This window comes from Aliiroseovarius sp. (assembly GCF_965228805.1).
Classification (GTDB): Bacteria; Pseudomonadota; Alphaproteobacteria; order Rhodobacterales; family Rhodobacteraceae; genus JASBTN01.
Map to the genome: position 1 here is coordinate 1,780,572 of NZ_CBDDIE010000003.1, position 25,752 is coordinate 1,806,323.

Here is a 25,752-nt window from a genome sequence, read left to right on the forward strand (position 1 = left end):
CCGCCGGACATGAGGGCCCGGCGGCCTATCGAAGGGAGAACGGACATGCACAAGAAAATCACCCCGAAGAAGATCATCGTGATCGGCGGGGACGGGTTTTGCGGCTGGCCCACGGCGCTGCACCTGTCGAACCTGGGACACCGGGTGACCATCGTCGACAACCTCTCGCGCCGCTGGATCGACACCCAGCTGGGCGCCAACAGCCTGACCCCGATCGCGACGGTCGAGGATCGCCTGACCGCCTGGACCGAGGCGACCGGCAAGGTGATCCATTTCGAGTGTATCGATGCCGCGCGGGAGTTCGACCGGCTGGCCGCGCTGCTGGCCTCGATCCGGCCCGACACGGTGATCCATTTCGGCGAACAGCGCGCCGCGCCCTATTCGATGAAAACCGTGACCGAGAAACGCTATACCGTCGACAACAACATCTCGGCCACGCACAACCTGCTGGCTGCCGTCACCGCGCTGGGCCTGGACCCGCATATCGTGCACCTGGGCACCATGGGGGTCTATGGCTATGACGACGCCGGGCTTGAGATCCCCGAAGGATACCTGAGCGTCTATGTGCCGGGCGATGACAAGCGCATCGTGCAGCGCGATATCCTCTACCCGACCAATCCGGGCAGCGTCTATCACCTGACCAAGTCGATGGATCAGTTGCTGTTTCAGTTCTATGCCAAGAACGACCTGTTGCGCATCACCGACCTGCACCAGGGCATTGTCTGGGGCACCCAGACCGACGAAACCCGGCTGGACGAGCGTCTGATCAACCGGTTCGATTACGATGGCGACTATGGCACGGTTCTGAACCGTTTCCTGATGCAGGCGGTGGTCGGGCATCCGCTGACGGTGCATGGCTCCGGCGGGCAGACCCGGGCCTTCATCCACATCCAGGACACGGTGAAATGCATCGCGTTGGCGGTGGCCAACCCGCCGCGCCCGGAAGGTCGCGTGGCGATCCTGAACCAGATGACCGAATGCCATACCGTGCGCGACCTGGCGATGCTCATTGCCAAACTGTCCGACGCGAGGGTCGCTTTCGTCTCGAACCCGCGCAACGAGGCGGCGGAGAACGATCTGCGCGTCTCCAACCGCACCTTCCTGGATCTGGGGCTGAACCCGATCACGCTGGAGGCGGGGCTGTTGGAGGAGACTCGCGACATTGCGGCCAAATATGCCCATCGCTGCATTCCCGAGATGATCCCCTGTGTCTCGACCTGGACCGACCGGCAGCAGCCCGGCGTGGTGGATATGGGCGACGTGGCCTGAGAGGAAGGCGACCTGATCCGGTCCGGTATCGGCGTGCCCCGCGTGGAGGTGGGGCGCGCGCCGGGTGGGATCGGCCCGCACAGAAAGGGGACAGATCATGCGCATGATCGGCATCGGATTGATGACCGCACTTCTGGCCGCAATTGCCATGTTGCTGGGGCAACAAGGGCTCTGGGCGAGCGGCTGGCAGGTGCTGCGGGGCATGGTGACGGGCGCGCCCGGCCTTGTCTTCGAAACCCCGTCCACCACCGACCTTCCGGCAGGGTCATCGGGCTTTGCGGCACAGATCCCCCGTGCCACACCCCAAGGCCCGCTGATCCTGTCCGGCCTGCCCGCCTACCAGAGCGCCAGCTTTCTGCTTCCGGTGGAGGCGCGCGCGCTGTCCGGATATCTCCACATCGACGCAAGCCTGCAGGCGCTGACCGGGGTCGAGGCCGTGCTGCGCGTCTCGATCGACAAGACCCGGCGCGCCGAACTCTTGCTGCATCCGGATCGGCTGTCTGGTGGGGCGGGGCGCTCCCTGCGCATTCCATTGTCCCCTTTGGATCTGTCGCGGGAGCGGCTGGTCGTCTCGTTCAGCTTGCAGGGCAGGTCGGCACAGGCCCCCTGTGGCCCCGAGGATGGCACGCCCGCCATTGTCGAGATCGAGACGACCAGCCATTTGGCTTTGACCCTGGATCGCCCGCTGACAGGCCTGCGCGATCGGGTGGTCGGCTGGGGCGGGGCGGTACAGGTGGGTTGGCCCGGCCAGGGCAATCGCGCCGCGGCGCTGGCGCGCCTGATGGCGGCCGGTCAAGCGCAGAGGGGGGGCGTTCCCGTGCGGTTCGCTCCCCATGGGCTTGCCGCCGACGAGGTGCTGCATCTGCTGCCCGACTTAACCGCGCCCGAGGTCGCCGATCCGGTCACTTCCCCCTGGCCGCGTCCCGTGGCGGTGGGGGCCAATGCCGGGCTCAGACAGTTCCACCGGGCCACCAGCTGGCGGTTTCGTGCCGGTCAGCCCGCTGACCGCCGCGTGTCGGGACGTCTGCGCCTGGACCTGTATCTGGGGCAGCTGTCAGCACAGGCGCGCTGGACCGTCACCGTCACGCTCGACGGGCGGCTCCTGCGCGAGGTCGCGGCGCCCGCTGGGCCTCTGACCCGCGATATTCCGCTTCCCGCGAATACCCCGCCCTCGGCGATGATCGAGGTCACCGCCTACGCTCATATCCCGCGCCCGCATCTCTGCGACGAGGGGCCGGAGCTCATGGCGGAGCTTCGGCCCGGCAGTTTGCTTCTGCCCGGCGCCATGCGGCAGGAGGACCCGTTGGAGCGCCTGCGCAAAGGCCTGGTGGGTGCGCCCATCGGCCTTGCCCTGCCGCAGGAGCTGGCCCTTCCTGACGCTGCCCGTGCGGCCACACTGCTGGGCGCGCTGCTGCCCAAGGACACGGCCTGGCGCGCCGTACGGCCTGAACGGGCACGCATTCTGGTGGTGGGGGGCGGGCACGATCTGTCGCGCTGGGTCGAGATGCCGGGCTGGCTGCTGGACCACACGGGCCTGCGCCCCCTGCACACCGTGCACCCCGCCCGCACCGGCTCCGCCGCGCTGTTGATCCGGCCCGACCCGGGGCAAAGCGGATGACCGACGGCGGCGACAAGCGCGAAGCGATCAACTTCGCTTCGGTCGACAGCGCGCCCAAGCGGTTTGCGGGGATGATCTCGCCCCGCCGCGCGCCTTTGATGCTGCTGACCTTCACGGTCCTCTCGGCGCTGGGGCTCTGGCTGATCAACCAACCTCCGCTTGCCGCCCTCTTTCCCAATCGCGATCTGGTCTATTCCCCGCATGAGGGCCGCCATGTCATCGCCATTCGCCTGTTCATCCTCAGTTTCTATCTGAGTTTTGCCGCCTTCGCCGCTGCAGGTTGGCGTGACAGGTTGGGTTTCGGCGCCGATCTGGTGATCATCTTTTCACTCGGCTGTGCGGCTTTCGACCTGGCCAATGTGCTGGCGCATTATCACCTGGGCCGAGCGTTCTCGCTGCACCTCAGCGCCATTGGTACGGGGATCTACGGCTTTGCGGTCTATTCGTTCAAACTGCTTGAACGTGGCCACATGCCCGCGCGTATTCGGGTCGAACATCGCCCGATCCGTCAGACCCGGGCGATCCTGCGGCTGGGGGTGGCACTTGTGATCGCTGCGGGCACCTCGATTACCGTTGGTGCGATGGAACTGCCCTTGATCACACAGCTCCGGCAGGTTGCGCTGCTGGGTGGGATCGGGCCTGGGGTCTTCCTGTTCCTGCCGGTGCTGTTCGGTCAGCTCTATCTGCTGGCGCTTTGGGACGAACGCCAGGGCCGCGCTCGGTTTGCCCCACCGCTGTCGATCATCGTGCCCGCCCATAACGAAGAATACATCATCGAAAACACCATCCGCGCCATGGATCGCGCCGCTGCGCATTACGGTGGCGCGGTGCATATCCTGATCATGAACAACAACTCCACCGATGCGACGGAACAGATCGCCACGCGCACCCTTGCGTCCTGTCAGGCGGCCAAGGGCCATGTGATCAACGTGCCCAAACCGGGCAAGTCCAACGCGCTCAACGCCGGGTTGGACGCGGCCCGGACCGAGTTCCTGGTCCGTGTGGACGCCGACACCCTGCTGGGCGAGGACAACCTGACCCGCGCCATGCCGCATTTTCGCGACCCGTCCGTGGGAGTGGTCGGCGGCGTGCCGATCCCGCCCGGCGGCGCGCTCTTCGATCGGGCGCGGCTGTTGGAGGTGCTGGTGAAACATGGGTTCTATTCCGTCGCCATGGGAGCGGTGAACGGGGTGGTGGGCATTCCGGGCATGTTCGTCGTCTATCGCACCGATCAGCCCCGCTATCTGGGCGGTTTTGTCGAGGGGATGAATGGCGAGGATACCGATATTTCCCTGCGCATCGGCGAGCTGGGCTATCACGCCGTGGTCGATCCGCGCATTCGCTATGTCTCGGAAGTGCCGTCCAGCTACGCCCATATGCGCGAACAGCGGATGCGCTGGTTTCGGTCCGTGTATCACATCAGTTCGCGCTGTCGGGATCTGATCTATTCGCCCAGCCGCACCCTGCGGGGCAAGGTCATCCTGCCCTATATGCTGGTCAATTCCGCGCGCCGGGCGATGCTGGTGCCCCTGCTGATCCACGGCGCGCTGGAATGGGGGCTGCGGTTCAATCCCCACAGCCCGATCCTCTGGCAATCGGTGCTGGCCGTCGGGATCGGCGCGCCCGCCCTTGTCGCCTGTGTTGCGGCCCTTCTGAATGGGCTTCCCCGCGCGGTTCTGGCCCTGCCAGAATACCTGATCTTTCGCGTCATGCGGGGCTACTTCACCCTGGAAAGCATGCTCAGCATCCTGGTGTCCCCGCGCGGCGAGCGGCTGGAACGGGCGGTGTTCGAGGACCGGGTGGCGGACGGCCCTGCGCGCATCGCCTGAGGCGGGGAAAGGGCTTGTTTACGACGCTTAAGGGTTTGTTTTGACAATGCACCTACCTTGGTTAAAGGGCGTGATTCCCTGTGCTGATCGCCCGCTGGTCCCTTTTCCTGGAACAGGAGCGTGCTGTGGCTTTATCGTATGACTTTATCCAAAGACCCTTTCGTGCCGCCCTGGCGGCCTTGATCCTGTCGGTGCTGCCAGGTCTTGCCTGGGCCGAAATTACCCTGACATTCGGAACCTACGCGGCGGACAAACCGACCGAAACGGTACGCAAGTACAAACCTTTTCTCGATTTCCTTGCCGCCGGGCTGAGCGAACGTTTGGGCGAACCGGTCACGATCCGCATCAAGATCGCCCCCAGCTATGGCGAAGGCATCGCGCAGCTTGCCAATGGCGAGGTGGATTTCGCCCGGTTCGGCCCAGCCTCCTATGTGCTGGTGCAGGACCAGAACCCCGATATCGCCATCATCGCGATGGAAAGCAAAGGTGGGGCCAAGCGGTTCAACGGCATTATTGCGGTCCATGCGGACAGCCCCTACCAATCGCTGTCCGACCTCTCCGGCCAGTCCTTCGCCTTCGGCAGCGAACTGTCGACCATCGGGCGCTATCTGGCACAGGCCAGCCTGTTGGAGGCGGGGATTTCCTCCTCGGACCTGGAGTCCTATGAGTTTCTTGGCCGCCATGACCTGGTGGGCGAGGCGGTCGGTTCCGGCCGGTTTGCCGCGGGGGCGCTGAAGGAAAGCACCTTCAACAAGCTGGTTGCCAAGGGTGTTCCCCTGCGCGCGCTCTACACCTTTGAAAACGTGACGAAACCCTGGCTGTCCCACCCGAACATGCGCGCCGATGTGGCTGAGGCGATCCGCGCCATCATGTTGGCGTCCGAAACGGAGGAGGTCGTGCGGCAGATCGCCAAACACGGCTTCCTTGCGGGGGCGGACAGTGACTATGCCCTTGTGCGCGCGGGCATGCAACGCAGCCTGGCCTTCTGAGGCCCCGGCGCTGGGATCGGTCGATGAACCTCAAGGGCATATATTTTCAGATCACCGCCTCGCTGCTGGTTGCGGCGGCGGCGGTCAGCCTTGTGATGGGGGAACTCGAACGCCATGCCGAGGTGGAGCGTCATGCGCATGAAGCACAAGAACAGGCAGAGCTGACCGTCTCCCTGCTGACCGGGTTGATGCTGGAATATATCATCGTGCAGGACATTCCCGTGCTGGAAACCGGCATGTCCGAAACCATCGCACGCAATCCCCAGGTCATGGCCGTTCGCCTATTGTCGCCGGACCGGCAGCCGCTGGCGGAGGTGCGCTCCGCCGAGGTTCGCGAGCCGCAGGAACTGGTAACCTACGAACATCCGGTCCTGTTCGAGGGGCTGGATTTCGGTACAATGCAGGTCGACTGGTCCCTGCGCGAAATGCAGGCCATGACCCAGGAGCATGTTCATGAAGTGCAGGTGCAGATGTTCCTGACCGTGACTGCGCTCACGTCGCTGTTTCTGATCCTTGCCCATCTGTTCGTCATGCGCCCGCTCAGCCGCACGCATCAGCGCATGACCAATGTCCTGGCCGGCGTGGCCAGCCCGTTTCGTGCGGTGCCCTGGTACATCAGTGACGAGTTCCGCGCGCTGGATGGCTCCGTGGATGTGCTGGAAAGCAATCTGCAAAAGCGCGATGAACGGGAGCGCGAGCTGGAGAAGGCGCGCCAGGCCGCCGACGTGGCCAACCGTGCGAAGTCCGAGTTCCTGGCCAATATGAGCCACGAGATCCGCACCCCGATGAATGGCGTGATCGGCATGGCGGAGCTGTTGCAGGAAACCGAGCTGGACGGCGAACAGCAGCTCTTCGCCGACACAATCGCCAACTCCGGCGCATCGCTTCTGGCGATCATCAACGACATCCTGGATTTCTCGAAGATCGAGGCGGGCAAGCTCGATATCGACCCCGCACCCTTCAACCTGCGGCGCCTTTGCGAAGAGATTATCGGCATGCTGTCTCTGAGTGCCTCGGAATAGGGGGTCGAGGTCGTCTTGCGCTATGATCCGGCCCTGCCCGAAGGCGTGGTCGGGGACGGCGGGCGTATCCGTCAGATCATTACCAACATTGCCGGGAATGCGGTCAAGTTCACCCGCGAGGGACATGTCTGCATGGATGTCTCGACCTCCTGTGAAGGGGGGCAACCCCATGTGGTGATGACCATTACCGACACTGGCATCGGCATTCCGAAGGAACAGATCTCCAAGATTTTCAGCGCGTTCGAACAGGTGGATGGCTCGGACACGCGGCAGTTCGAAGGCACCGGGCTGGGGCTGGCGATCTCCAAGCGTCTGGTTGAGTTGATGGAGGGCCGGATCGAAGTTACCTCGACCCCCGGCCAAGGCTCGTGTTTCACCCTGTACCTGCCGCTGGGTTTTGCCGATCTCAGTGCGCAGAAGCGGGCCCCGTCACAGGTGGACCTGACCGGGCAGCGGGTGCTGGTGGTCGATGACCTCAAGGTCAATCGCTTCATCTTCCAGGAGCAGTTGGGCAACTGGGGGGCCGAGGTGACCCTGGCCTGCTCCGGTGCCGACGCGCTGCGGATTCTCGAAGAGACCCGACAGCGGGGACAGGAGTTCGATGTTGTCCTGGTGGACTATCAGATGCCCGACATGAGCGGCCTGAAGGTTGCCGAACATCTGCGGGCGATGGATTGCTGCACGCAGACACCGTTGGTCATCCTGTCCTCCGCTGACAAGCGCATCGCACCCGAGGCCCGGCGCGCGCTGAAAATCAGTGACGTGGCGGCCAAACCGATCCGGGCGCGGCAGTTGAAACGGCTGATCGGCCGGGCGCTGCATCCCGAAATGGCCATAACCAAGGCGATCGACGCCGCAGAGCCTTCAACAATGGCCACGCGGCAGCTCAGGTTGCTGGTGGCCGAGGATAACAAGACCAACAGCCTTGTCCTGCGCAGCATGTTGAAGGGAACGGGCATTCGTGCGCAATTCGTCGAGAATGGAAAGCTGGCGGTCGAGGCCTTTCGCCATGCCCCGCCGGATGTCGTGTTGATGGACATGTCCATGCCGGTGATGAACGGGATCGAAGCTACCCGCGCCATTCGTGCCTGGGAGGCGGAGGTCGGCACAGCCCACCACCCGATCGTCGCGCTCACCGCCAATGCGCGCAAGGCGGACCGGGCCCGTTGCCTTGATGCAGGAATGGATGATTTCCTCAGCAAGCCGGTTAAAAAGGCCGCTATCCTCGAGATTTGCGAAAAATGGGGCAGGCCTGGTGTTCGCGATCCCCAGGACGGCGGGTCGCCATCGGTTTGATATCAACCCTCTGACCGCTGCTCGTCGGCCAAAAGCCGCTCGGCGATACGGGTTGTGTCTTCCAGGTGCCGTACCACGGCGGTCTCGGCCGCATCGGGATCGCCCGCGCGGATGGCCTCGCAGATGGCTTGCATGTGATCCTGTCCCGGCCGATCCCGATCCGAGGTCGACAGGGTCATGCGCCGCAGCCGACTGATCCGCCCGTTCAGGCGCTGCACCACCTCCCAGGCCACGTTATGCCCGGCGCCGTCGAAGATTTCGGCGTAAAACCCGGCAGTTGCCCGAAACAGTGCGCCGGTCGCGTCGTCGGTCAAGGCGGATTTCAGCGCGGCCAAGGCTTGTTGCAGGCGGGAGGCGCGTTCGGGGGTGATCCGTTCGGCACAGGCGCGGGCGGCGGCGGTCTCCAACATGCGGCGAATGGCATAGATCTGGCGCGCGTCGTCCCAGCTCATCGGGGCGACGATCGGGCCGCGCCCGGGCAGGATTTCGACCAGCCCTTCGGCCTCCAGATAGCGGATCGTCTCGCGCACCACGGTGCGGCTGACCCCCAGTTGCTCGCAGAGCGGCCGTTCGACCAGGCGCTCGCCCGGTTTGAAATGCCCCTCAATGATCGCATCCCGCATGCGTTCCTGCACGATGTCGCGCAGGGTCGCGGGGGGCTGTTCGATTTTGCCAAGCACACTGTCTGTCATGGGGCTTTGATAGCAACCGGCGGCGAGTGTGAGCAAGCGGATTGACATATCGTATGATGGTATACCATCTTATCAGCCAGAGAATCGCTACACAGGTGCCCCATGCCCGCTGAAATCCGCAAGACACTGCTGCATGTCGAAGACACGTTGATCGAAGGCGGCAAGCGCGCCGAAACGCCGCTGAAGATGATCGCCGCCGTGGCGGTGATCAAAAACCCCTGGGCCGGGCAGGGGTTTGTCGAGGATCTGCGCCCGGCGATCCACGATTGCGCCCCCGGCCTGGGCGAGCTTTTGACCGGAATGATCCTGGACGCGGCAGGCGGCGGTGAGGCCGTTGAAGGCTATGGCAAATCCGCCATTGTCGGGGTGAATGGCGAGGTCGAGCACGCCTCGGCCCTGATCCACACCCTGCGTTTCGGTAACCATTACCGCGAGGCGGTCGGGGCGAAATCCTATCTCGCCTTCACCAATACGCGCGGCCCCGCGAATGCGCCCCTTCAAATCCCGCTGATGGACAAGAACGATGGCGGGCGGCGCAGCCACTACCTGACCATCCAGCTGTCCGTGGCCGATGCGCCGGGGCCGGATGAGATCGTCGTCGCGCTGGGCGCTTCGGTCGGTGGGCGGCCGCATCACCGCATCGGCGACCGTTACCAGGACCTGAAGGAGCTGGGGCATGACCTCGACAACCCGGCCGCTGTCTGATGGCGCCACCCTGTCTTACCGCGAGGCGGGACAGGGGGCGCCGGTCGTGCTGATCCACGGGGTCGGGCTGCAATCGGCGGCCTGGGATCCGCAGATCGAGGCGCTGTCCATGACCCACCGGGTCATCGCGCTGGACATGCCGGGCCATGGCGGGTCCAGCCCCTTGGCTGTTGACGCAACCCTGCCCGACTTCGTGGCCTGGTTGGCCCGCGCCTTGGATGCGCTGGAGCTGGAGGCGGTCAGCCTGGCCGGCCATTCGATGGGCGCGCTCATCACCTTGGGTTTTGCTGCCGCCCACCCCGACCGCGTGACACGCGCGGCCCTTTTGAACCCGGTCTATCGCCGCAGCCCGGAGGCACGCGCCGCCGTCATCGCCCGCGCCGATGAGATCCGGCAGGGACAGATCGACCTCGACACCCCGCTGACCCGCTGGTTTGGTGACAGTTCTGCCGACCAAGCCGCCCGCGCCGATGTCGCGGAGTGGCTGGGTGCCGTGGACCTGGACGGATACGCCACCGCCTATAGCGCCTTTGCGCGCGGCGATACGACCTATGCCGACCGGATCGGAACAATTCCCTGCCCGCTTTGGGCCATCACCGGCGATGGCGACCCGAATTCCACCCCCGCCATGTCCTGGGCCATTGCGGCCGCTGCGCCCCGGGGACGGGTTTTGGTGATCGCGGGCCACCGCCATATGGTGAACCTGACGGCCCCCGAGGCGGTGAATGCCGCGCTCACTGATTGGTTGGCCAGCGACACGGAAGGAGCGAAGACATGACCCAGATCGACCCCCGCGCCCTGCGCGACGCATTCGGTGCTTTCATGACCGGCGTGACCGTGGTCACGGCCCATGATGCGGATGGCAATCCCTTGGGCTTTACCGCGAACTCCTTCACCTCCGTCTCGCTCGACCCGCCGTTGGTACTGGTCTGCCTAGCCAACAGCTCGCGCAACTACGCGGCCCTGTCCCAGGCAAAAGGCTTTGCAGTCAATATCCTGGCGGAAACGCAGGTGGATGTCTCCAACACCTTCGCCCGGCCTGTCGAGGACCGTTTCGCCGCCGTCGACTGGCGCCCCGGCCCGCACGGATCCCCGGTGTTCGACGGTGTGTCGGCCTGGTTCGACTGTTCCATGTTCAACACGGTCGACGCTGGCGACCACCTGATCCTGATCGGCAAGGTCGAAGCGTTTGAGAACACGCCGCACCCCGGCCTGGGCTATGCGCGCGGCGCCTACGTGACCCCCGCAGCCGAGGCCGAGGCGCTGAGCCGCAGCACCCATCTGCGCATCTCGGCCCTGATTGAACACGGGGGCAAGGTGCTGCTGCTGGACGATGGCGAAGGCCGCCTGACCCTGCCCGAAACCGATGTCGGCAAGGAAGGCGCGTCCGCCGCCCTGGCCCGGCTGATCGCCCAAAGCGGCGCGGACGCCGAACCCGGCTTCATCTATTCCGTCTACGAAGACGATGCGCGCGAAACGCAGCACATCTCGTTCCTGTGCCAGGCCGGCAGCGATGCCACCAGTGAGGGCCTGTTCACCGAGCTGTCCAAATCGACCCTGATGAGCGTCGCCGATCCCGTGATCTGCACCATGCTCGAACGGTTCGCCACGGAAAGCCGGATGGGGAATTTCGGGGTGTATTTTGGCAATCAGGTCACCGGCAAGATCGCCCGCGTGACATCAGGGAGTTGAGGCATGAAGTTCTCGCTTTTCGCGCATATGGAGCGCATTTCCGCCGCCGAGGATCAAAAGCGGCTCTATGACGAGTTTGTCGAGCTGTGCAAGATCGCCGACCGGGGCGGCATGCACGCGGTCTGGACCGGCGAACATCACGGGATGAATTTCACCATCGCGCCGAACCCGATGCTGAACCTGGTGGACTTGGCGCGGCATACCAAGAACGTACGTCTGGGTACGGGCACCGTCATCGCCCCCTTCTGGCACCCGATCCGCCTGGCGGGCGAGGCGGCGATGACCGATATCATTACCGAAGGCCGGTTGGAGCTGGGCATTGCGCGCGGCGCCTACGAGTTCGAATATGAACGGCTCATGCCCGGCATGGATGCCTGGGAAGCGGGCCAGCGCCTGCGTGAAGTGGTCCCCGCCGTCAAGGCGCTCTGGCAGGGCGATTACGCCCACGAGGGTGAGTTCCACCAGTTCCCCAAGACGACCTCGGCCCCCCAACCGGTGCAGGAGGGTGGCCCGCCGATCTGGATCGCCGCGCGCGACCCGAACAGCCACGAGTTTGCCGTGTCCCAGGGCTGCAACGTGCAGGTCACGCCGCTGTGGAAGGGCGATGAGGAGGTCGCCGACCTCATGGGCAAGTTCAACGCGGCTTGCGAAAAGCACGCCGACCAGCCGCGCCCGAAGATCATGCTGCTGCAACACACCTATGTGGCCGAGGACGCGGCGGACGTGAAACGCGGGGCCGAGGAATTGAACCGTTTCTATTGCTATTTCGGCGCCTGGTTCATGAACAAGCGCGAGATCACCCAGGGGCTGATCGAGCCCCTGACGGACGAGGACATCGCTGCCCACCCGTTCTATTCCCCCGAGGCGATGGAGCGTGACCTGGTGATTGGCACACCGGAGGCCGTGATCGAGCGGCTCAAGGGTTACGAAGCGCTGGGCTATGATGAATACTCGTTCTGGATCGACAGCTCAATGAGCTTCGAACGCAAGAAGGCCTCGTTGGAGAGGTTCATAAACGAGGTCATGCCCGCCTTCGCATGAGCCGGGTAGGGGAGGGAAAGATGCAGCGTTTTCAGCACTATATCGACGGTGACTTCGCGGATGGGGCGGGGAGTTTCGACAGTCTCGACCCCGCCACCGGCGCCCCCTGGGCGCAGATGCCGACGGCCACGCCCGCGGATGTAGATCGTGCCGTCACGGCCGCGGAACGTGCCTTTTTCTCCCCCGACTGGGCGCTGATGACGGCCACCGCGCGGGGCAAGCTGCTGCTTCGCCTCGCCGATCTGATTGCCGAAAACGCCCAACATCTGGCCGAACTCGAAACCCGTGACACCGGCAAGATCATTCGCGAAACCTCCGCCCAGATCGCCTATGTCGCGGAATACTACCGCTACTACGCCGGGCTTGCCGATAAGATCGAAGGCGCGCATCTGCCCATCGACAAGCCGGACATGGAAGTCTGGCTGCGCCGCGAACCCATCGGCGTGGTTGCCGCCGTGGTGCCCTGGAACTCGCAGCTGTTCCTGTCGGCGGTCAAGATCGGCCCGGCCCTGGCGGCGGGCTGCACAGTGGTGCTGAAAGCCTCCGAAGAGGGCCCCGCACCGATGCTGGAATTCGCCCGCCTGTGCGATCAGGCCGGTTTCCCGCCTGGCGTGTTGAACGTGATCACCGGCGGGCCGGAGGTCGGCGCGGCCCTGACCGCCCACCCCAAGGTGGCCCATGTTGCCTTTACAGGTGGGCCGGAAACCGCGCGCCACATCGTGCGAAATTCGGCGGAAAACCTGGCCTCCACCTCGCTGGAACTGGGCGGCAAATCGCCCTTCATCGTCTTTGATGACGCGGATCTGGACAGCGCGGTGAACGCCCAGGTCTCGGGCATCTTTGCCGCCAGCGGGCAGAGCTGTGTCGCCGGGTCACGCCTGGTGGTGCAGGCGGGCATCAAGGACGAATTCCTCGCCCGGCTCAAGGAAAAGGCCGAGGCGGTGGTGATCGGTGCACCGGACGATATGACGACCGAGGTTGGCCCGCTTTGCACCGCGCGCCAGGTCGCCAATGCCGAACGGCTGGTGGCACGGTCCGTCGACCAGGGCGCAAAGCTGATCACAGGTGGCAAGCCTCTGGACCGCGAGGGCTTCTATTTCCCGCCCACGATCCTGGATTGCGACGGTGTGCCCGATGCCGCGAGCCTGTCCAACGAGTTCTTCGGCCCGGTCCTGTCCGTGGTCAGTTTCAGCACCGAGGCCGAGGCGGTCCAGATCGCCAATGACACCCAGTTTGGCCTGGCGTCGGGCCTGTTCACGCAGAACCTGACCCGCGCCCACCGCATGATCCGTGCCATTCGCGCGGGCATCGTCTGGGTCAACACCTACCGCGCTGTCAGCCCGATTGCGCCCTTCGGTGGGCACGGGCTGTCCGGTCACGGCCGCGAAGGCGGGATCGAAGCCGCGCTGGATTATACCCGCGTCAAGGCGGTCTGGCTGCGCACCTCGGACGCGCCGATCCCGGACCCGTTCGTGATGCGCTGACCCCTCCCTATTCAGCGTGGATGAAATGCAGCCGATCAAAGCTGCGCCGCCACTCGGCGACCTCTGGGGCCAGGGTGCCAGGGGCATCTGCGCATAAAGCCTGCGCGATGAGGCTTGCCAGCTTCGGCATGTCTTCTGCCTTCATGCCCCAGCGTACCAGTTCCGGCGTGCCAATGCGCAACCCGTTGAGATCACTGGGAACCTCCGGCAGGGGTAGGCCGATACCACAGGCCAGGAACCCGGCCATACGCAACCGTTTGGACGCCGCCTGTCCACCGCCCAGAGGTGCGGCCTCCAGGGCGAATTGATGCGACTGTGTGCCGCCGCCGAAGACCGCAAGTCCCTCGTTCCCCAGCGCTCCGGCCAGCGCCTGCGCCGTATCGATCATGGTTTGCGCATAAGCCGCACCGAAGTCGCGCCAATCCAGAAGGGACAGCGCAAGGGCAGCCGATTTCGCCGCGTCGAAGTTTGCCGTCATGCCGGGAAAGGCAATGGCATCCAGCCGTTCGGCAATCTCGGCGTCGTTCGTCACGATCAGACCAGATGGCGGGCCGCCCAGGCTCTTGTAGGTCGACATGGTCATCAGATGCGCGCCCTCGGCCAGCGGGTTCTTCCAGGCCCGCCCAGCGATGATGCCGCATTGATGTGCCGCGTCGAACAGCAGTTTCGCGCCATGTGCGTCCGCGATGGCGCGCACCTCGGCAACCGGGTGTTCGTCCAGGTTCAAGCTGCCCCCCAGGGTAATGAGCCGCGGTTTGACCTCATGCGCCAGAGCCGCCAGCCCGGCCACATCCACCGTATACCCATCCGCTGCCACCGGCGCCTCGTGGCTGACCAGCCCGTAAAGCCCGGCGCAGCCCGCCGCATGATGGGTCACATGGCCGCCGATGGAGGCGGGTGGCACAATGATCGCGTCGCCCGGCTGGCACAGCGCCATGAACCCGTAAAGATTGGCAATCGCACCCGATGGCACGCGGATTTCTGCGTACTTGGCGTCGAATACCTCGGCGGCCAGCTCGGCGGCGATGACCTCGATCTCTTCGATCGCTTCCAGGCCGGTTTCGTATTTGTCGCCCGGATGGCCCAGGCTGGGCCGCGTCCCCAGGCCGCTGGCAAGGGCGGCTTCGGCGCGTGGGTTCATCACGTTGGTGGCCGGGTTCAGGTTGAAGCAGTCACGCTCGTGAATCTGCCGGTTCTGCTCGGTCAACGAGGCGATGCGCCGGGCAATCCCGGCGCTGTCGCCCAAGTCGGCGTAGCGTTGCACAAGGGCGTCGGTCGGCACCCAGGGGCGCGGGGCAAGATGGGTCATGGTCGTCTCCTTTGTGCCTATCGGAACGGAAAACGCGCGACAGGGCAAAGCAGATTTGCTAATTTCTAGGCCAAGAAAAACTGAGTCTTGTAAATGCCCGTTGCCCCGCCCCGACCCCGCATGCCCCCGCTCAATGCGCTACGCGCCTTCGAGGCGGCTGCGCGTTTGGGCGGGTTTCAGGCCGCCGCCGAGGAGCTTTGCGTGACCCCGGGCGCGGTGGCACAGCATGTGCGCGCTCTGGAAGAGTACCTTCAGGCGGAGCTCTTCACCCGCCATGCGCGCGGTGTGGCGCTGACCCCGTTGGGGCAGGGGGCACTTGCGCGGTTTACCCAGGCATTCGACGGGCTGGGCGAGGCCGTGCAACATTTGCGCGCCGAGGCTGGGGGCGAGGTGCAAATAGCTGCTCTGCCGGCCATCGCCCAGCTGTGGCTGACGCCACGCCTGCCCGCCCTGCGCAAGGCCTTGCCCGACCTGCGCCTGTCTGTAACGGCATTGGAGGGCCCGCCGAACCTGGTGCGCGATCCCTTTGATCTGGCGCTTTTTTTCGGAGGGGACGGCTTGATCCTGACCGAAGACGCCCTGATGCCGGTGGCTGCGCCTGGCGTGGGGTGGGATGCGCCGCGCCTGTCTGATGCGACCTGGGACGAGGATTGGCCGCGCTGGCTGTCTTCCATGGAGCAAAACCATACCGGTCCGAAGGGTGCGGTGCATTCGCTTTATGCGCTGGCTGTGGATGAAGCCTGTGCCGGGGCGGGCATTTTGATGGGGCATCGCGCGCTCATCGCCCCGCATCTGGCCGATGGGCGGCTGGTCGCGTTGGGCAAAGCACTTGCCTTGCCCGCCCCGCTCGTGCTCACGTCGCCCCATGACCTGACCGGCACTGGCCCGGTCGCCCGCCTGGTCCGCCATTTGCAGGAGAACCCGTGAAACCCGAAACCCCCGCCCATGTTGCCCCCGCCGATGCCGACGCCCGTCGCGCCGTCCAACCGGTCATCTGCTACCCGCCCGAGACATTGCCCGCACCGGATCTGACCGCATACGCTGCCGTACGGGAGGGCGCTGAGAAGGTGGCCGAGACCCTGGTCCCCGCCCGCGACGCGCGCTGTTTCGAGGTGCCCGCCGGGCATTTCTTTCGCATCACCTCGGTCGGGGGGCCGCAGGTGGGCGACCTGAACCTGTGGAACGCAGCCGATCTGACCGAGCGTTTCTACTCCGGCAAAACCCGCGCGCTGCATGGCACGCATCTGTCGACCGGCGACCGCATGTGGACGAGCTTTCCGCATCTGCGCCCGATGGCGACGGTGACCACGGATACGCTTGACTGGTACGGGTTCGACGAATACGGCGGCTCGGTCCATGACGTGATCGGCACGCGCTGCGATCCCTATACGCACAACCTGCTGGCGGGCGGGCAGTATCATCACTGCTGCCATTCGAACCTGACCCGCGCCCTGGCCGACCACACGGGTCTGAGCCTGGCAGAGGCCGAACCCCATGTGCATGATGTGCTGAACGTCTTCATGTGCACCGGATTTACCCGCGATACCGGGCAGTATTTCATGAAGGCCAGCCCGGTGCGCCCCGGCGACTACCTTGAATTCTTTGCCGAAATCGACCTGTTGGGCGGCTTGTCCGCCTGTCCGGGAGGTGACTGCGGGGACGAACACAGCTCCGACACAGCCGCCTGTCATCCGCTGCTGGTCGAGGTGTTCAAACCGGCCCAGGCGCCCGAAGGGTGGTCCCCCGCCGGGCGCAATGGCTACGACCGCAGCCACGGGCGCTAAGGCTCAGCAGTAGCGTTCGATCCCGACGATCTGCGCGTCCGAATAGCGGTCGCCATGGGCCCAGCCGGGCGGCATGATCAGGTCGATCTCGGCACGTTCGTCGTCGGTGAAGGTGATCTCGGACGCGCCCGCCCAATCGCGCAGGTGGGCCGCCGAGCGTGTGCCGGGGATGGGGATCAGGTGGTCACCCTGATCCAGCACCCAGGCCAGCGCGGCGGCGGGCACGGACCAGTCCTTGACCCGACACAGGTCGCGGAAGCGCTCGATCACCGCCAGGTTGGCCGAGAAATTTGGCTCCACGAACCGCGGATTGGCGTGCAGGAAGGGCATCGCCTGGGCGTGTTCAAGGCTCATTGGCTGGTCCGAGAACATGCCCCGCGCCAGCGGCGAGAAGGGCACGAAGGCCGTCCCCAGCTCCTTGCAGGCGCGGATCAGACCCAGGTCAGGCAGGCGCGACCAGAGCGAATATTCGTTCTGCACCGCCATGACCGGCGCCACGCGGGCGGCACGGCGTAGGCTGTTGGGCGCGATCTCGGAAAAGCCGAACCCGCCGATCAGCCCTTCCTGGCGGAAGCGCTCCAGCGTCTCGGTCACCTCTTCGATCGAGATCGACCAGTCACGCCGGTGCACGTAGTAAAGCGCCACCCGGTCCACGCCCAGCCGGGTCAGCGAGCCTTCCAGCGCACGACGCAGATGCGGTTCGGAGTTGTCATTCTCCCCCCGCGCGCCGCCCACGACGATGCCGCCCTTGGTGGCGATCTGGAACCGGTGGCCGCGGTCGGCCATCCAGTCGCCGATGATCTGCTCGGACAATCCCTTGCCGTACAATTCGGCGGTGTCGAGGAAGGTAATCCCCGCCGCGCGTGCGGCGTCCAGGGTGGCAAAGCTCTCCTCCCGCGTGGTCTTGCCGTAGAACCCGGCAAAGCTCATGCAGCCAAGCGCGATTGCCGAGACCTCGGGACCGTCCCGCCCCAGACGCCGCATCTTCATGCGAAAGCCGCTTCCAGGGCGATCTCGACCATGTCGCCAAAGCTCTTTTCGCGCTGGTCCGAGGGCAGCGCCTCGCCGGTTTGCAGGTGGTCGGACACGGTCATGATCCCCAGCGCACGCACCCCATGGCGCGCGGCCAGGGTGTAAAGCTCGGCTGCCTCCATTTCGACGCCCAGGATGCCGTGGCGGGTCATCTGTTCGGTCAGGTCGGGCCGTTCGTCATAGAACGTGTCCGAGCTGTAGATCCCGCCCACATGCACGCCGCAATCGCGGGTGCGTGCGGCGGCCACGGCGGCCTCCAGCAGGCCATAATCGGCGCAGGGGGAATAGTTCAACTCGCGGAAGATCGTGTCAGACGGAGTACCCACGGTGGTGCAGGTCATCGCGATCACCACGTCGCGCACCTTGACGTGTTTCTGCATCCCGCCACAGGACCCGATACGGATCAGCGTCTTGGCGCCATAGTCGCGGATCAGCTCATTGGCATAGATCGACAGGGACGGCATGCCCATGCCCGACCCCTGCACGGTGACCCGGTTGCCCTTCCAGGTGCCGGTAAAGCCCAGCATGCCGCGCACCTCGTTGATGCATTCGGCGCCCTCCAGGAAATTCTCGGCCACCCATTTCGCGCGATAGGGATCGCCCGGCATGAGAACGGTTTCAGCGATTTGGCCAACCTCGGCCCCGATATGTACGGTCATGGGATACTCCTGTGTTTGGGGCGATAATAGCGCTAACGCAGGCGGGCGAAAGGGGGGATCAGCCGCGCCCGATATAGGGCATCTTGGTCGCCATGACGGTCATGAACTGCACGTTGGCCTCGGCAGGCAGGCGCGCCATGTGCAGGACCGACCGCGCCACATCGCCCACATCCATGGTGGGCGGTGGGGTCTCGCCCCGCGCCATGGCCTCGTCCACGATACCCTGCAAAAGATCCGTGCGCGCATTGCCGATGTCGATCTGCCCGCAGGCGATGTCGAAGGGGCGGCCGTCCAGGCTGAGCTGACGGGTCAGCCCGGTAATGCCGTGTTTCGTCACCGTATAGGTCACCGCACCCTCGCGCGGCACATGGGCCGAGATCGACCCGTTGTTGATGATCCGCCCGCCCTGCGGGGATTGCTGGCGCATCCGCGCAAAGGCGGTGCGGGCACAAAGGAACATGCCGGTCAGGTTCACATCCATCGCGCGGCGCCAGTCCTCCAGCGAGACCTCGTCGATGTTGCCCGCGGGCGTGAACAGCCCTGCGTTGTTGAACAGTACATCGAGCCGCCCGGCAGCCCCCTGGAATCGGTCAAAGGCTGCGTCCACGGCGGCATGGTCGGTCACGTCTGCCTCCAACACCACCGCGTTGGTGCGCCCTGCCGCGACCTCTTCCAACTTGTCACCGCGCCGTGCAAGCAATCCGACGGTCCAGCCTTCGTCCAAAAACAGCTCGGCGGTGGCGCGGCCAATGCCGCCCGAGGCGCCGGTGATCAGAATGCTCGCCGGGTTATCCATCTTCCTGCGTCTCCAATTGCAAGGGCGCCGCCGGGGCCGACAGGTCCGCCGTACCAAGCGCCCCTTCCGGGCGGGCCAGCGCATAGCGCGTGCACCAATGCAGCCGCGTTTCGGCCCGGGTAATTGCCACATAGGTCAGGCGCTTCCACAGCGGCAGCCCCGCCTCCATCCGCCCGGCGCGCGAGGCCGCGTAGATGTCGGGGGCAAAGACCTGCACCTCGGGCCATTGCGAGCCCTGCGCCTTGTGGATCGTCACCGCCGCACCATGCAGAAAGGCCGCGCCCATGCGGGCGGCGAAGGGGATGAAAGGTTCCTCCTCGTCGGGCAGTTCGATCTTGATGATCGACGCGGCCGAAACCTGCGGATCCTCCGCCCCAAAGACGTAAAGCCTTGAGAACCCCGGCTTGCGGCCCGGCCCCAGGTAGACACATTGCGCGCCCTTGATCAGCCCGCGCGCCTCAAGGTCGATGCGTTTCTTGCGGTGTTTCAGGGGCAGCTCGATCCCGTCGCAAATGAGCGGCTCACCAGGCAAAAGCGCCGTGTCGGGCGCGTCAAAGGCCCCGCGAAAGGCGCGGATCAGCCGCACGCGGGTCTTGTTGCGCCAGACCAGCACCGGGCTGCGCGCCATCAGGTCGGCATTCACGCGCGGGGCCACCACCACGCGATCATCGTGCCGGGCGGCATCAACGATCATCTGTTCGAACTGCTCGAACCCCAGCTGCGGGTCCGCCAGTGCATGGGCCAGGTCCAGGATCGGGTTGTCATCCGCCTGGCGGTGGATGCGGCTGAGCTCGATCTTGCGCATGTCGCCCAATGTGTCGAAGACCATCTTGCCCGACTGACCCACCGGCGCCAGCTGCGCGGGATCGCCGAACAGGATCAGGGTGGGAAAGATCTCACGCAGGTCGTCAAACTGCTTTTCGTCCAGCATCGAGCTTTCGTCGACGAACCCGATGTCCAGCGGGTCATCGCGGCGTTTCCAGCCGGTGATGAAATCCGAGCCACGCAGACCGGCGGCGGCGAGCGCGCCGGGGATCGACTTGTTGGCCTCGTAAAATACCCGCGCGCGTTCCAACGCCTCGTCGGTCAGCCCTTCGATCTCGGGCTTTTCGCCATTGCCCGCCAGCCATTCGGCGATCTTTTCATATTCCGGGTCATAGACCGGGGTGTAGAGGATGCGGTGGATCGTGGTCGCGGGCACCCCGCGCGTGCGCAGGACGGACGCCGCCTTGTTGGTCGGCGCCAGAATGGCCAGGGTGCGGCGGTCGCGCCTACGTTTGCCCTCCCAATCGCCGGACACGACATCGACGCCCGCCTCTTCCAGCGCCTTGTAGAGCGCGGCCAGCAGCATGGTCTTGCCCGACCCGGCCTTGCCGGTCACTGCGAAGACCTGGGACTTGCCGTCCGACATCGGCGTCAGCAGGGCGTCATCCAGGTCGACGCCCGCGGCGCGCAGCAGATCGGCCACGCGGTCATGGGCTTCGGCCTGGTCGTCGGAGAAGGTCAGTTCGGGCAGGGACATGGCGCGACCCTACCCCGGAGGGCAGGGAAGCGCCAGCGGTCAGAAGGGGCGATTTTCGCCCCCTCCCGAACCCTGTGTCAGGCGCTTTCGGCCAGCCCGCCGTTCGGCGACATGGTGCGCCCTGACATGGAATAACGCAGCCAGCCCCGGGACACGTCGCGGGTAATGCCAACGCGTTTCAGGGTGGGGGCAAAGGCCGCTTCGTTCATCGCCCAGAGGCCGACGCCGATCTTCTCCTTGCCTTCGCCATCGGTGCCGATCACCTCCGGCTCCAGCCCCATCAGGCGATAGATGCGTTCCATGCGCGGGTCGAAGACGCCGACGAAATGTTCCAGGTGATAGGCCTCCATCAGCTCGCCCGCGCCCAGGGCCAGCGCCGCCGAGACCCGGCGATCCGCGCCCGGTGACAGGCAGAACCGCGTGCATTCCCAAATGAGCGGGCTTTCGATGCGCACGCCGTCGGTCAGGTGGCTGAAGTGATCATTGACCATCGTGTCGCCCACGGTGGGCAGGAACCGCATCGAGCCGCCGTGATTGCCGTGCGCGTCTTCCCAGATCACGTAGAGCGGATTCAGATCGTCATATTCATCGCGTTCCTCGCCAGCCTCGTTGACCGAGACCGCCCAGCCCAGCCGTTTCTTGAACTGCTCGGCCCGGTCGCGAAACATCGTGTCGCGCAGGCGGGGGAAGCGGTGCAGGTCTTCGGCGTAGATGTAACGCAGCATGGGGTGGCTCCTTTGTCCGATGGGCCAGAGCGGGAGAATCTGGCGCCGTGTTGCTCGAGAACAAAGGTGAACAAAAATGGTTAACACCCCGCGAAGCCACCGTTCGCGATTTGGAAACAATCCCTTTTGGGGGTCAGACGATGATGATGCCCGAGGACAGGGCGCGGGCCACCGCGTGGGTCGTGTTCAGCGCCCCCAGCTTGTGCCGCGCGGCCTCGATATAGACCCTGAGCGTATGCTCGCTGATGCCCAGTTCCACGGCCGCCTGGGCGCGGTTCATCCCCTTGGCCAGGCAGGACATGGCGGCCAGTTCGCGGGGGCTGAGCGTGGGGGTGGCAAGGCCTTCGCCCCCCTGTTCGAAATTCAGGGCTTTCTTGTTGAATTCATGGGCGAAAATCATCAGGTCCCGGCCGTTCTCCTGGATGAAATTCTCCCAGACGCTGTCGTCGCAATGGGTGTTCATGGTGAACACGGCGAACTGCCCCTGAGGGCCCCGGATCGGGATCGAATAACCCTGGTTGCCCAGCCCGAATTCCAGTGCGTCCAGCAGCATCGACTTGGCCGCCTTGGAGGTCCAGTCGAGCTCTTTCCAGTTTACCGGGGTGAAGCGTTGGAAACACCCCAGCAGGACCGGATCCATGCTGAGGTAATTCTTCTCCAGATAGTTGTCGACCCACTCCGGGGAATAGGTTCCGGCGCCGAATCGTTCGCCGACGGAGTTCACCCAGTGGTACACCACATGGCTGACCCCGAAGTGATCACGTAGGGATTCGGTGGTCGCTTGAAGCCCTTCAAGCGTGGTTGCGTCCTGCAAGGACGCCAGGATGGTTTCCAGTTTGGCCTTCATGCCCGAGTGCGATCTCCGCCTTGCCGCCCGCATGGCTCGCCAGCTCGGCCAGGACCACCAGACGCGCATCGTCCAGCACGTCCGCAGAAGCCTCCAGCCCGTTTCGTTCGGCAAACGCCTTCAGGTCGGTAAGAACATCAATGATCCATTCGTTCGACATGTAAAGCCTCGCCGTGGTTGTTTCGGGAATTCAACCATGACATGCGTTGTTTTTTGATGAAATTCGCGAGTTGTGCCCCCCCATTTATGGGGAGGTCGCGATTTCCAACCCCCCGAAATCATTCAATTCGGGTGTCAGGGTCGGGAATTACCCCTCCGTAGGGGGGTGATTCGCAGCTCCGAATCACTGCGCATCATCTACCATAGGTGGAGTTATCCAGGCGCCGCAAAAGAAAGAGCCCCCGGGGATCCCGAGGGCTCTTCTCATGTCCTGTACGTTGGATCAGCGCGCGTCCAGCGCATCCTCCAGCGTGCGCAGGCCGGTCTTCGGCGCCTGCACCAGCACCGCCATGTTGCCCGGCTTGTGCTCGTTGTTCATCATCTTCATATGCGCGTCGGGGATCTCGGCCCAGGGGAAAACTTCCGACATGCAGGGATCCAGGCGGCGTTCGACCATCAGCTGGTTGGCGGCGGCGGCCTGTTTCAGGTGGGCGAAGTGCGAACCCTGCAGGCGTTTCTGGTGCATCCACATGTAGCGTACGTCGAAGGTGCAGTTGAAACCCGAAGTGCCGGCGCAGATCACGACCATGCCGCCCTTCTTCACCACCAGTGAGCTGACCGGGAAGGTCGCTTCGCCCGGGTGTTCAAAGACCATGTCGACATTCACGCCCTTGCCGGTGATGTCCCAGATCGCCTTGCCGAACTTGCGCGCTTCCTTCAGCCAGGTGTTGTATTCGGGGCTGTTGACCGTGGGCAGCTGGCCCCAGCAGTTGAAATCCTTGCGGTTGATCACGCCCTTGGCGCCCTGCGCCATGACGAAGTCACGCTTGCTTTCGTCCGAGATCACGCCGATCGCGTTGGCGCCGACCGTGTTGGCCAGCTGGATCGCGTAGGAGCCCAGACCGCCCGAGGCGCCCCAGACCAGGACGTTCTGGCCCGGCTTCAGCTCGTGCGGGTGGTGGCCGAACAGCATGCGGTAGGCGGTGGCGAGCGTCAGGGTATAGCAGGCCGATTCTTCCCAGGTCAGGTGCTTGGGACGGCGCATCAGCTGCTGGGCCTGGGCGCGGGCGAACTGGGCGAAGGAACCGTCGCCGGTCTCGTAACCCCAGATGCGCTGGGTCGGGGACAGCATCGGGTCGCCGCCGTTGCATTCCTCGTCGTCGCCGTCGTCCTGGTTACAGTGGATCACGACCTCGTCGCCCACTTTCCAGGTCTTGACCTTGTCGCCGACGGCCCAGACGATGCCCGAGGCATCGGAACCGGCGATGTGATAGTCCTGACCATGCACGTCGAACGGGCTGATCGGCACGCCGCGCCCGGCCCAGACGCCGTTGTAGTTGACGCCCGCGGCCATCACCAGGACCAGAACCTCGTGGCTGTCGATCTCCCAGGTGTCCACGACTTCCTGCTGGAACGACTGGCTCGGGTCGCCGTGACGCTCGCGGCGGATCGCCCAAGCGTACATTTTCTTCGGCACATAACCCATCGGGGGCATTTCGCCGATTTCATACAGGTCTTTTTCGGGGGCGTCGTATTGAGCGATGCCGCTTTCGGTATCCAGAGCCATGCGGGCCTCCTGTTGCTGATTCCATTGCCGCAATGCAGAATTGCGGCTGCTGATGCAGCATTACGGACGGGCTCGCAAGAATGCAACACCATTTGAGACTTTTTTGTAATTTTATGTCGCGACGAAACGCGACGTCAATTTGAGGTGCGGTAGGCAGTGGTGACGCGCCCTCCCGTGGGGGGCGGGCGCGTCGCAACTGGGTGGCTCCACAACCGCCAAATACAATTTGGCATGTGTCCGATGAGTGGCGAGCTACGGCCTCAGCTCTCCTCCAACCCTGCAATCTCCCGCGCCTCGATCCTACCGGTCAGATGTGCAATCGAGTTGGCATAAAAGCCCAGTACCGGGCGATCCGGCGGGTTTACGGTGAACACCTCGCCCTCTTCTACGATCAGCTTGCGCAGAAGCAGCAGGCGCAACCCGACCTCGACCGCATAGTCCAGATTGTCGCGCGGCATGTGGATATGGGCGCCTGCTGCCTCCATATCTTCGACCAGCGCCTTGAACCGTGCGGTGATCTCGGCGCGGGTCAGTGCGCTCTTCTCCAGCAGGATCGCGGCCACCAGCGGCACCGGCAGCACCGGCACGACCTTGCGAATGCGCCGCATGACCTCCTGCGCCAGCGGCTTGGTCAGCGCATCCCCCTTTGACGGATGCTCCGCCGCAAACTCGGTCAGTGACAGCGGCGTGCCAAAACTGACCGAGGCATAGCCGAACCGGTGAAACCGCCCGGTCAACCGCTGCCCCAGATGCATGAACACGTGCCGGAACACGTATTTCCAGCGCAGCTTGAACTTGCGATGCCCGCCGATATCGGCGGCCACCAGCACCCGGTCCTCCAGCACCCGGTCATAGTTCATCGCCACCGGGATGAAGACAACATCACGGCTTTCGCCCGGCACGAACCCATCGGTTATATAGGACAACAGCCCCAGTTTCGGCGTGCCGACCTCGCCGTTCAGGCTCAGCCCGCCTTCCGGAAAGATCGCCTGGGTCACGCCGCCATCGGTCGCCATCTGTACATAGCGCGCCAGGACCTTGCGATAGAGCGCATTGCGCGAGCGGCGGCGGATGAAATAGGCGCCCATCGACCGGATCAGCGCCCTCAGCGGCCAGACCCGCGCCCATTCCCCCACCGCATAGGACAGGTGGCTGCGTTCCGCGGCCAGCCAAGTCACCAGCACATAATCCATGTTCGATCGGTGGTTCATTACGAATACCACCGTGGCCTTCTGATCTACCGCTTCCAGATGCGCCTCGTCGAAAGCGCCCAGGCGCACGCGGTAAAAGGCGCGGCTGATCCATTTCGCGATGCGAATCCCAAAGGCGAAGTAGGCAAAGGCCGAGAAACGCGGCACGATCTCGCGCGCATATCTCTGCACGCGTTCAAAGGCGACCTGTTCAGGTTCGCCGGTTTCGGCGCAATGTTCGGCAATCGCCTTGGCCACCTCGGGGTCATAGCTCAGCCGCTGCACCGTATCGAAACGTCGCACCAGCTTGAACGGCTCGATGGGGCGGGTCAGCCGTTCATTCAGCTGTGTCACCGCGCGCTCCAGCCGCCGACGAAAGAACCAGCGCACCGAAGGGAACAGGAAATGTGAAGCGAAGGTCACCGTGGCGAAAGCCAGGATCAGCACCAGGAGCCAAAGGGGCAATTCCACCGAACGAGTCATTGCGCCAGCGTCTCAGGATTGGCGGGGAAGGTAAAGGTTTTC

The 25,752-nt window shown here is 64.6% G+C and carries 24 protein-coding genes; 13 read left to right on the forward strand and 11 right to left on the reverse strand.

Annotation, left to right across the window (positions count from 1 at the left end; genetic code table 11):
• Positions 1–45 precede the first annotated feature (45 nt).
• The 6 genes from ACO07D_RS09980 (at position 46) to ACO07D_RS10005 (ending at position 8,023) form a co-directional block, all read left to right on the forward strand.
• Positions 46–1,269 (forward strand): NAD-dependent epimerase/dehydratase family protein, encoded by a 1,224-nt coding sequence (locus tag ACO07D_RS09980; RefSeq protein ID WP_421702787.1) that lies wholly within the window; start codon positions 46–48, stop codon positions 1,267–1,269.
• Between the two features lie 97 nt (positions 1,270–1,366).
• Positions 1,367–2,887 carry a hypothetical protein gene (locus ACO07D_RS09985; protein WP_421702788.1) on the forward strand — a complete coding sequence of 507 codons (1,521 nt, stop codon included), beginning with the start codon at positions 1,367–1,369 and terminating at the stop codon, positions 2,885–2,887.
• Positions 2,884–4,716, forward strand: a complete 1,833-nt coding sequence (locus tag ACO07D_RS09990) for a glycosyltransferase (protein ID WP_421702789.1) — start codon at positions 2,884–2,886, stop codon at positions 4,714–4,716. The genes ACO07D_RS09985 and ACO07D_RS09990 overlap by 4 nt, the downstream gene beginning before the upstream one ends.
• Positions 4,717–4,841: 125 nt before the next feature.
• Positions 4,842–5,705, forward strand: coding sequence for a PhnD/SsuA/transferrin family substrate-binding protein (locus tag ACO07D_RS09995; RefSeq protein ID WP_421702790.1), 864 nt, complete (start codon positions 4,842–4,844; stop codon positions 5,703–5,705).
• Between the two features lie 23 nt (positions 5,706–5,728).
• Complete coding sequence (locus tag ACO07D_RS10000) at positions 5,729–6,727, forward strand: histidine kinase dimerization/phospho-acceptor domain-containing protein (protein ID WP_421702791.1); 999 nt, start codon at positions 5,729–5,731, stop codon at positions 6,725–6,727.
• Positions 6,728–6,742: 15 nt separating this feature from the next.
• A complete protein-coding gene (locus ACO07D_RS10005) occupies positions 6,743–8,023 on the forward strand; it encodes a response regulator (protein ID WP_421702792.1) in 1,281 nt (426 codons plus the stop codon).
• 2 nt (positions 8,024–8,025) lie between these two features.
• Here ACO07D_RS10005 and ACO07D_RS10010 read toward each other — a convergent pair whose 3' ends face one another.
• Positions 8,026–8,715 carry a GntR family transcriptional regulator gene (locus ACO07D_RS10010; RefSeq protein WP_421702793.1) on the reverse strand — a complete coding sequence of 230 codons (690 nt, stop codon included), beginning with the start codon at positions 8,713–8,715 and terminating at the stop codon, positions 8,026–8,028.
• 102 nt (positions 8,716–8,817) lie between these two features.
• Here ACO07D_RS10010 and ACO07D_RS10015 point away from each other — a divergent pair, with 102 nt between their 5' ends.
• From ACO07D_RS10015 to ACO07D_RS10035, 5 genes are read left to right on the forward strand one after another with little or no spacing between them, the layout of a single operon-like run.
• Positions 8,818–9,420, forward strand: a complete 603-nt coding sequence (locus tag ACO07D_RS10015; RefSeq protein WP_421702794.1) for an amino acid synthesis family protein — start codon at positions 8,818–8,820, stop codon at positions 9,418–9,420.
• Positions 9,392–10,198, forward strand: a complete 807-nt coding sequence (locus tag ACO07D_RS10020) for an alpha/beta fold hydrolase (protein WP_421702795.1) — start codon at positions 9,392–9,394, stop codon at positions 10,196–10,198. Before ACO07D_RS10015 ends, ACO07D_RS10020 begins: the two co-directional genes overlap by 29 nt.
• The gene (locus tag ACO07D_RS10025) at positions 10,195–11,112 is read left to right on the forward strand and encodes a flavin reductase family protein (protein WP_421702796.1); all 918 of its coding nucleotides are present in this window, start codon (positions 10,195–10,197) and stop codon (positions 11,110–11,112) included. The genes ACO07D_RS10020 and ACO07D_RS10025 overlap by 4 nt, the downstream gene beginning before the upstream one ends.
• A gap of 3 nt (positions 11,113–11,115) precedes the next feature.
• The gene (locus tag ACO07D_RS10030) at positions 11,116–12,153 is read left to right on the forward strand and encodes an LLM class flavin-dependent oxidoreductase (protein WP_421702797.1); all 1,038 of its coding nucleotides are present in this window, start codon (positions 11,116–11,118) and stop codon (positions 12,151–12,153) included.
• A 20-nt stretch (positions 12,154–12,173) separates the two neighbouring features.
• Positions 12,174–13,637, forward strand: a complete 1,464-nt coding sequence (locus ACO07D_RS10035) for an aldehyde dehydrogenase (protein WP_421702798.1) — start codon at positions 12,174–12,176, stop codon at positions 13,635–13,637.
• A 7-nt stretch (positions 13,638–13,644) separates the two neighbouring features.
• Here the strand turns inward: ACO07D_RS10035 and glyA are convergent, their stop codons facing one another.
• On the reverse strand, positions 13,645–14,946 hold the full coding sequence (gene glyA, locus ACO07D_RS10040; protein WP_421702799.1) for a serine hydroxymethyltransferase: 1,302 nt from the start codon (positions 14,944–14,946) through the stop codon (positions 13,645–13,647).
• 120 nt (positions 14,947–15,066) lie between these two features.
• Between glyA and ACO07D_RS10045 the strand changes: the two genes are divergently transcribed.
• Positions 15,067–15,873, forward strand: coding sequence for a LysR family transcriptional regulator (locus ACO07D_RS10045; protein WP_421702800.1), 807 nt, complete (start codon positions 15,067–15,069; stop codon positions 15,871–15,873).
• On the forward strand, positions 15,870–16,730 hold the full coding sequence (locus tag ACO07D_RS10050) for an urea carboxylase-associated family protein (RefSeq protein WP_421702801.1): 861 nt from the start codon (positions 15,870–15,872) through the stop codon (positions 16,728–16,730). Before ACO07D_RS10045 ends, ACO07D_RS10050 begins: the two co-directional genes overlap by 4 nt.
• Before the next feature lie 3 nt (positions 16,731–16,733).
• On the opposite strand, the gene ACO07D_RS10055 is transcribed toward ACO07D_RS10050, so the two are convergent.
• The 9 genes from ACO07D_RS10055 to ACO07D_RS10095 all read right to left on the reverse strand — a co-directional run bounded on the left by ACO07D_RS10055 (position 16,734) and on the right by ACO07D_RS10095 (position 25,710).
• A complete protein-coding gene (locus ACO07D_RS10055; RefSeq protein WP_421702802.1) occupies positions 16,734–17,720 on the reverse strand; it encodes an aldo/keto reductase in 987 nt (328 codons plus the stop codon).
• The gene (deoD, locus tag ACO07D_RS10060; RefSeq protein WP_421702803.1) at positions 17,717–18,421 is read right to left on the reverse strand and encodes a purine-nucleoside phosphorylase; all 705 of its coding nucleotides are present in this window, start codon (positions 18,419–18,421) and stop codon (positions 17,717–17,719) included. Before deoD ends, ACO07D_RS10055 begins: the two co-directional genes overlap by 4 nt.
• Before the next feature lie 58 nt (positions 18,422–18,479).
• Positions 18,480–19,217: an SDR family oxidoreductase gene (locus ACO07D_RS10065; RefSeq protein ID WP_421702804.1), complete on the reverse strand. Its 738-nt coding sequence runs from the start codon at positions 19,215–19,217 to the stop codon at positions 18,480–18,482.
• The gene (locus tag ACO07D_RS10070) at positions 19,210–20,739 is read right to left on the reverse strand and encodes an ATP-dependent DNA helicase (protein WP_421702805.1); all 1,530 of its coding nucleotides are present in this window, start codon (positions 20,737–20,739) and stop codon (positions 19,210–19,212) included. Before ACO07D_RS10070 ends, ACO07D_RS10065 begins: the two co-directional genes overlap by 8 nt.
• A gap of 77 nt (positions 20,740–20,816) precedes the next feature.
• On the reverse strand, positions 20,817–21,464 hold the full coding sequence (locus ACO07D_RS10075) for an acyl-homoserine-lactone synthase (protein WP_421702806.1): 648 nt from the start codon (positions 21,462–21,464) through the stop codon (positions 20,817–20,819).
• 133 nt (positions 21,465–21,597) lie between these two features.
• Positions 21,598–22,311, reverse strand: a complete 714-nt coding sequence (locus ACO07D_RS10080; RefSeq protein ID WP_421702807.1) for a helix-turn-helix transcriptional regulator — start codon at positions 22,309–22,311, stop codon at positions 21,598–21,600.
• Positions 22,256–22,471, reverse strand: a complete 216-nt coding sequence (locus tag ACO07D_RS10085) for a hypothetical protein (RefSeq protein ID WP_421702808.1) — start codon at positions 22,469–22,471, stop codon at positions 22,256–22,258. The genes ACO07D_RS10080 and ACO07D_RS10085 overlap by 56 nt, the downstream gene beginning before the upstream one ends.
• A gap of 282 nt (positions 22,472–22,753) precedes the next feature.
• Complete coding sequence (ccrA, locus tag ACO07D_RS10090) at positions 22,754–24,037, reverse strand: crotonyl-CoA carboxylase/reductase (protein ID WP_421702809.1); 1,284 nt, start codon at positions 24,035–24,037, stop codon at positions 22,754–22,756.
• Positions 24,038–24,297: 260 nt separating this feature from the next.
• Complete coding sequence (locus tag ACO07D_RS10095; protein WP_421702810.1) at positions 24,298–25,710, reverse strand: 1-acyl-sn-glycerol-3-phosphate acyltransferase; 1,413 nt, start codon at positions 25,708–25,710, stop codon at positions 24,298–24,300.
• Positions 25,711–25,752: the final 42 nt, after the last annotated feature.

What these genes read in the sequence shown, in the direction of transcription:
- deoD (WP_421702803.1), bottom strand. Translation starts at nt 18,421, where the DNA reads ATGACCGTACATATCGGGGCCGAGGTTGGCCAAATCGCTGAAACCGTT.
- ACO07D_RS10070 (WP_421702805.1), bottom strand. Translation starts at nt 20,739, where the DNA reads ATGTCCCTGCCCGAACTGACCTTCTCCGACGACCAGGCCGAAGCCCAT.
- glyA (WP_421702799.1), bottom strand. Translation starts at nt 14,946, where the DNA reads ATGACCCATCTTGCCCCGCGCCCCTGGGTGCCGACCGACGCCCTTGTG.
- ACO07D_RS09990 (WP_421702789.1), top strand. Translation starts at nt 2,884, where the DNA reads ATGACCGACGGCGGCGACAAGCGCGAAGCGATCAACTTCGCTTCGGTC.
- ACO07D_RS10010 (WP_421702793.1), bottom strand. Translation starts at nt 8,715, where the DNA reads ATGACAGACAGTGTGCTTGGCAAAATCGAACAGCCCCCCGCGACCCTG.
- ACO07D_RS10055 (WP_421702802.1), bottom strand. Translation starts at nt 17,720, where the DNA reads ATGAAGATGCGGCGTCTGGGGCGGGACGGTCCCGAGGTCTCGGCAATC.
- ACO07D_RS10035 (WP_421702798.1), top strand. Translation starts at nt 12,174, where the DNA reads ATGCAGCGTTTTCAGCACTATATCGACGGTGACTTCGCGGATGGGGCG.
- ACO07D_RS10065 (WP_421702804.1), bottom strand. Translation starts at nt 19,217, where the DNA reads ATGGATAACCCGGCGAGCATTCTGATCACCGGCGCCTCGGGCGGCATT.
- ACO07D_RS10095 (WP_421702810.1), bottom strand. Translation starts at nt 25,710, where the DNA reads ATGACTCGTTCGGTGGAATTGCCCCTTTGGCTCCTGGTGCTGATCCTG.
- ACO07D_RS09980 (WP_421702787.1), top strand. Translation starts at nt 46, where the DNA reads ATGCACAAGAAAATCACCCCGAAGAAGATCATCGTGATCGGCGGGGAC.
- ACO07D_RS10075 (WP_421702806.1), bottom strand. Translation starts at nt 21,464, where the DNA reads ATGCTGCGTTACATCTACGCCGAAGACCTGCACCGCTTCCCCCGCCTG.
- ACO07D_RS10015 (WP_421702794.1), top strand. Translation starts at nt 8,818, where the DNA reads ATGCCCGCTGAAATCCGCAAGACACTGCTGCATGTCGAAGACACGTTG.
- ACO07D_RS10080 (WP_421702807.1), bottom strand. Translation starts at nt 22,311, where the DNA reads ATGAAGGCCAAACTGGAAACCATCCTGGCGTCCTTGCAGGACGCAACC.
- ACO07D_RS10045 (WP_421702800.1), top strand. Translation starts at nt 15,067, where the DNA reads ATGCCCCCGCTCAATGCGCTACGCGCCTTCGAGGCGGCTGCGCGTTTG.
- ACO07D_RS09985 (WP_421702788.1), top strand. Translation starts at nt 1,367, where the DNA reads ATGCGCATGATCGGCATCGGATTGATGACCGCACTTCTGGCCGCAATT.
- ccrA (WP_421702809.1), bottom strand. Translation starts at nt 24,037, where the DNA reads ATGGCTCTGGATACCGAAAGCGGCATCGCTCAATACGACGCCCCCGAA.
- ACO07D_RS10085 (WP_421702808.1), bottom strand. Translation starts at nt 22,471, where the DNA reads ATGTCGAACGAATGGATCATTGATGTTCTTACCGACCTGAAGGCGTTT.
- ACO07D_RS10000 (WP_421702791.1), top strand. Translation starts at nt 5,729, where the DNA reads ATGAACCTCAAGGGCATATATTTTCAGATCACCGCCTCGCTGCTGGTT.
- ACO07D_RS10020 (WP_421702795.1), top strand. Translation starts at nt 9,392, where the DNA reads ATGACCTCGACAACCCGGCCGCTGTCTGATGGCGCCACCCTGTCTTAC.
- ACO07D_RS10025 (WP_421702796.1), top strand. Translation starts at nt 10,195, where the DNA reads ATGACCCAGATCGACCCCCGCGCCCTGCGCGACGCATTCGGTGCTTTC.
- ACO07D_RS10030 (WP_421702797.1), top strand. Translation starts at nt 11,116, where the DNA reads ATGAAGTTCTCGCTTTTCGCGCATATGGAGCGCATTTCCGCCGCCGAG.